This window comes from Thermococcus sp. (assembly GCF_027063845.1).
Lineage (GTDB): Archaea > Methanobacteriota_B > Thermococci > Thermococcales > Thermococcaceae > Thermococcus.
In genome coordinates, this window is record NZ_JAMOQU010000078.1 from 1 (window position 1) to 5094 (window position 5094).

Annotated in this window: 4 protein-coding genes; all 4 read left to right on the top strand. The window is 54.4% G+C overall.

Going from position 1 to position 5094, the window contains the following annotated elements:
* On the top strand, positions 1-480 hold a 480-nt coding region (locus tag MVO87_RS05850), incomplete at its 5' end, for a P-loop NTPase family protein (RefSeq protein WP_524540272.1).
* A 4-nt stretch (positions 481-484) separates the two neighbouring features.
* On the top strand, positions 485-886 hold the full coding sequence (gene mce, locus MVO87_RS05855) for a methylmalonyl-CoA epimerase (RefSeq protein WP_015859537.1): 402 nt from the start codon (positions 485-487) through the stop codon (positions 884-886).
* Positions 887-1055: 169 nt separating this feature from the next.
* Complete coding sequence (locus MVO87_RS05860; RefSeq protein WP_297516290.1) at positions 1056-1478, top strand: DUF835 domain-containing protein; 423 nt, start codon at positions 1056-1058, stop codon at positions 1476-1478.
* A gap of 44 nt (positions 1479-1522) precedes the next feature.
* Complete coding sequence (gene smc, locus MVO87_RS05865) at positions 1523-5089, top strand: chromosome segregation protein SMC (RefSeq protein WP_297552538.1); 3567 nt, start codon at positions 1523-1525, stop codon at positions 5087-5089.
* The last annotated feature ends 5 nt before the right edge of the window (positions 5090-5094 follow it).

Here is a 5094-nt window from a genome sequence, read left to right on the forward strand (position 1 = left end):
GTCGTTCTCGTAACCGTTCCGGGCCTCGGCGACGAGGTTCAGGCCATTAAGGCCGGCCTCATGGAGGTTGCAGACATATTCGCCATCAACAAGGCCGACAGGGAAGGCGTTGAGATGGTCTACCTCGAGCTCAAGATGGCTTTGGAGTTCGAGAGGGACAAGTGGAAAAAGCTCGGCTGGGAGCCCCCGATAGTCGAGACAACAGCTTTTACCCTCAAGGGCGTCAGGCCCCTCTGGGAGGCGATAAAAGCCCACAGGAAGCACATGGAGGAGAGCGGAAGGCTGAGGGAGAGGAGGGCCTTCCGCGCGAGGGAGGAAGTGAAGACGATTATCGCCTCGACGATAGCGAGCAAGGTGGAGGAGAGGCTCGCGAAGGGAGAAGCGAAGGAACTCATCGAAGAGGTCGTTGAGAGGAAGCTCGACCCATATTCGGCCTCTCAAATCGTGATGGAGAAGCTTAAGGAGGACCTCTGGAGGTGATTGCATGTTCAAGAAGATAGACCACGTTGGTATAGCCGTTAAGAACCTGGAGGAGGCCATAAAGGTCTGGGAGGGCCTCGGCCTCAAGGTTGAGGAAATCGAGGAAGTGCCCGACCAGAAGGTTAGAACCGCGATAATCCACATCGGCGAGAGCAGGATTGAGCTTTTGGAACCCACGGCCGAGGACTCGCCGATAGCAAAGTTCATAGCCAAGCGCGGCGAGGGGATACATCACATCGCTTTGGGCGTTACGAACATCGAGGAGCACCTCAAGGAGCTGAAGGAGAAGGGTTACAGACTCATAGACGAGGAGCCGAGGATAGGTGCCGGCGGAGCGAAGATAGCCTTCGTCCACCCGAAGGCAGTAACCGGTGTGCTTCTCGAACTCTGCGAGAGGAAAGAATGAACTTCCAAAAAGCGACGATTGCACCGTTTTTCCTTTTCTTTAAAACTCGAAGCTTATTTGTTGCATCAGTAAAATTTATAAGGAAACACTCATAAGTGCCAATGAATCAACACAGCCGTTCCAATGTGTTCCATCATTCATTGAGACGTTCATTGAGAAGTGATGCCACATGTTCCTGAAGGGGAAAATTCGCGGAGGACCCCAGAAGGTTTTGGATTACAGGGTTCTTCCAACAGTGCTGAGAGCCCTTCCAGAGAGGAAAGTTCTGATAACTAGGAAAATGCCGGGCGAGGTTCCAGATTCGGACGTTGTGCACATCTGGGTCACCAGGGTTAGGCATCCCCAAGCGGTTGAGCCCACAAACCTCTACGTCATCGAGCAAAGGGTCTGGGACTCACTTTCCAAAGGCGCCAGGAACGTAATCCTCGACGCCTTTGAATACCTCCTGCTCGAAAACGGACTTGAGAGAACCCTCCGCTTCGTAGGAAAGCTTAGGGACATGACCCTTCTTTCCAACTCAAACTTCTACGTAACCGTCAGCGACGGCGTTGATGAGCGGGTTCTCGCGATGCTAAAGAGAATCGTTGAGTGAGGTTTATATATCACCCGTTCCTCTTCTCCACTTAGGTGTGAGCTATGCCTTACATTGAGAAGATAGAAATGAAGGGCTTCAAATCCTACGGTAACAAAAAGGTCGTCGTTCCGCTCGCAAGGGGTTTTACTGCCATAGTCGGTGCCAACGGTTCTGGAAAGAGCAACATCGGCGACGCGGTTCTCTTCGTTCTCGGTGGACTCTCGGCCAAGGCGATGCGAGCCAGCAGGATAAGCGACTTAATCTTTGCAGGTTCGAAGGGTGAGCCTCCAGCAAAGTACGCCGAGGTCGCGATGTATTTCAACAACGAGGATAGGGGCTTTCCGATTGACGAGGACGAGGTCGTAATCAAGAGGAGAGTTTACAAAGACGGCAGGAGCACCTACTGGCTCAACGGAAAGCGAGCCACGAGGAGCGAGATAATAGACCTCCTGAGCGCGGCGATGATTTCTCCCGAGGGCTACAATATCGTCCTCCAGGGGGATATAACGAAGTTCATCAAGATGTCACCAACGGAGAGGAGGCTCATCATAGACGACATCTCGGGCATAGCGGAGTACGACGCCAAGAAGGAGAGGGCCCTGAAGGAGCTCAAGCAGGCCGAAGAAAATCTCGCGCGCGTTGACTTGCTCATAAGGGAAGTTAAAGCCCAGCTCGACAAACTTGAGAAGGAGCGAAACGACGCTCTAAGGTACCTCGACCTGAAGGAGCGCGTTGAGAAGGCCAGAGTAACTCTCCTCCTCGGCGAGATAAAGAGGCTTGAGAAGATTATTGAGGATGAGAGCACGAGGGACAGGGAGATAGAGGCCGAAGTAAACGCTCTCAACGCCAAGCTGAAGGAAATCGCCAAGGAGATAGTGGCGAAAGAGAAAGAGCTCGCCGAAGTCGAGAGGGAACTTGAGGAGAAGAGCGAGGACGGGATACTCGAGGTTACGAGAAAGATAAGCGAGGTAAAGTCGAAGATTGAGATGGCGAAGAGGAACATCGAGAATGCCACTGGGGAAATCGAGGAGAGCCAGCGGAGGTTGAAGAAGGCAAAGGACGAGCTCAAGAGAATCGGCGAGGAGATAGAAAAGAGCAGGAACGCGATAAAGCGCTGGTCGAAGAGGAGAGAGAAGCTCCTGGCCGATATAAAGACGCTTGAGGCCAGCAGGAACGAGCTCGTCGTGAAGCTCGGCGAGATTGACAGGCGCTATTCCCTCGCGAGGGAGGAGTTCGACAAGGTCGTCGAGGAGCTTGAAGAGGCCAAGAAGAACCTTTACGTCAAGGAGAGCGAGATTGAGAAGTTCAGCGAGGAAATCGAGAGGGCCAGAACGAGGATAACGCAGGCCCAGCTCAAGAGGAACGCCCTCCGCGAGAGGATTGATGAAACCAAGAGGGCCCTTGAGGAGAAGCGCTCCGAGCTTTCGGAAGTCGAAGGAAAGCTCTCGAAGGCGGAAGCGAGGCTCAGAAAGCTTGAGAAGGAACTTGAGGAGAAGACTGCAAAGCTCAGGAAGCTCGAACCTGAGCTGGCCAAGACCAAGGAAGAGCTCATAAAGGCCGAGGCGCAGAGGGAAGTCCGCGGAAACAGGGCTGTGGAGTTCCTTAAGAGGAGCAACATTCCCGGTTTATACGGCACGCTCGGCGAGCTGATAACCGTTAAGGACAGACGATACGCGTTAGCCGTCGAGGTGGCTCTCGGTGGGAACTATGATAACGTTGTTGTGGAGGACGACCGCGTTGCTGAAAGAGCCATAAAACTCCTCAAGGAGAAAAAGCTCGGAAGGTTAACCTTCCTCCCGCTCAACAAGATAAAGCCCCGCTCGATGCGCGAGAAGCCTCCCCTCGGAATCCCTGCCATGGACGTTGTGAGCTATGACCCGCGCTTCAGGAACGCCGTCGCTTACGCCCTCGGGGACACGCTCATCGTCGAGGACATGGAGGAAGCGAGGAGCATCGGCATAGGAAAGGTCAGAATGGTAACCCTCGGCGGTGAGTTGCTCGAGAGGAGTGGGGCAATAACGGGCGGTCATTACAGGCCGAGGGGCAGGCTCGGGGTCAACGTTGATGAGATTAAGGCAAAGGTAGAGAGGCTTGAGCGTGAGAAGGAGGCACTTGAGGCAGAGGTAAACTCGCTGAAGGCCGAGAGGAAGGGGATAGAAAATACTCTCTTCGAGCTCCGCATGAGGAAGAGCGAGCTGTCGAAGGATTTACAGGTCCTCCAGCGCGACCTGGAGAGGCTTTTGGCCGAGGACAAATCGCTCAGGGAGGAAATCGAGGAGAGCGAGAAGCTCATAGAGACCCTCACTGCGAAAATCGAAGGGGCAAAGGGCGAAATAGCGAAGCTCCGCGGAAGGATTGAGAGGCTCGAGAAGAAGAGAGAGAAGCTCAGAAAGGCCCTCGACAACCCCGAGGCGAGAGAATTAAACGCGAGAATTAGAGAAGTGGAAGGGCAGATTGCGAAGCTCAAAGAGGAGCTCAGCAGGGTCGAGAGCAAGCTCGAGAGCCTTGAGAGCAGGATAAACGAGGAACTGCTCCCGAGGAAGGCCGACCTCGAAGAGGAAATCGAAGGTTTAATCAATAGGATAAACGCCCTCCAGGCCAACATAAAGGAGAACGAGGAGGCGATAAAGAGGTTCGAAGCCGAGCTCGAGGAGCTGAAGAAGGCCGAGGAGAACGTGAAGGACGAACTGAAGGAGCTCCGCGAGAGGCGCGAGAGGCTGAGGAAGGAGATAGCTGAGCTGAGAAAGGAGAAGGACGAGCTGAGCTCAAGGCTCCAGGAGCTCAGGATAGAGGCCAACACCCTCAAGATAAAGCTCGCGCAGGCCGAGACGACGCTCAAGGAAAAGAGGGCCGAGCTCAAGCACTTCGACGCGAAGCTGATTAAGTCGATAAAGGAAATCCCGCTGGAGCTCGAAGCCCTCAGGGAAGAGATTGAGCGCATGGAGGAGGAGATACGCGCCCTTGAGCCCGTCAACATGAAGGCCATCGAGGACTTCGAGGTCGTTGAGCGTCGCTACCTCGAGCTCAAGAGCAAGCGCGAGCAGGTTCTGGCCGAGAAGGAGAGCATAGAAGAGTTCATCGAGGAAATAGAGGGCCAGAAGAAGCAGGTGTTCCTCCAGACGCTCGAGGCCATAGCCAAGAACTTCTCGGAGCTCTTCGCCAAGCTCTCTCCAGGAGGAGAGGCCAAACTAATCCTCGAGAATCCAGAGGACCCGTTCGCGGGTGGCCTTGAGATTGAGGCAAAGCCCGCTGGAAAGGACGTGAAGAGGATTGAGGCGATGAGCGGTGGCGAGAAGGCGATAATCGCTCTGGCCTTCGTCTTTGCGATACAGCGCTACAAACCAGCTCCTTTCTACCTCCTCGATGAGATAGACGCACACCTCGACGATGCAAACGTCAAGCGCGTCGCTGATTTGATTAAGGAAGCCTCGCAGGAGAGCCAGTTCATAGTTATCACCCACCGCGACGTCATGATGGCCAACGCCGACAGGATTATCGGCGTGACGATGAGGAACGGCGTCTCAAAGGTCGTCTCGCTCAGCCTTGAGAAGGCCAGGAAAATCCTCGAGGAAATCAGGCGGAGAAGCGACGAGGAGCACAGGGAGATGTTCGGCCGTCTGGAGGGCTGAAGATG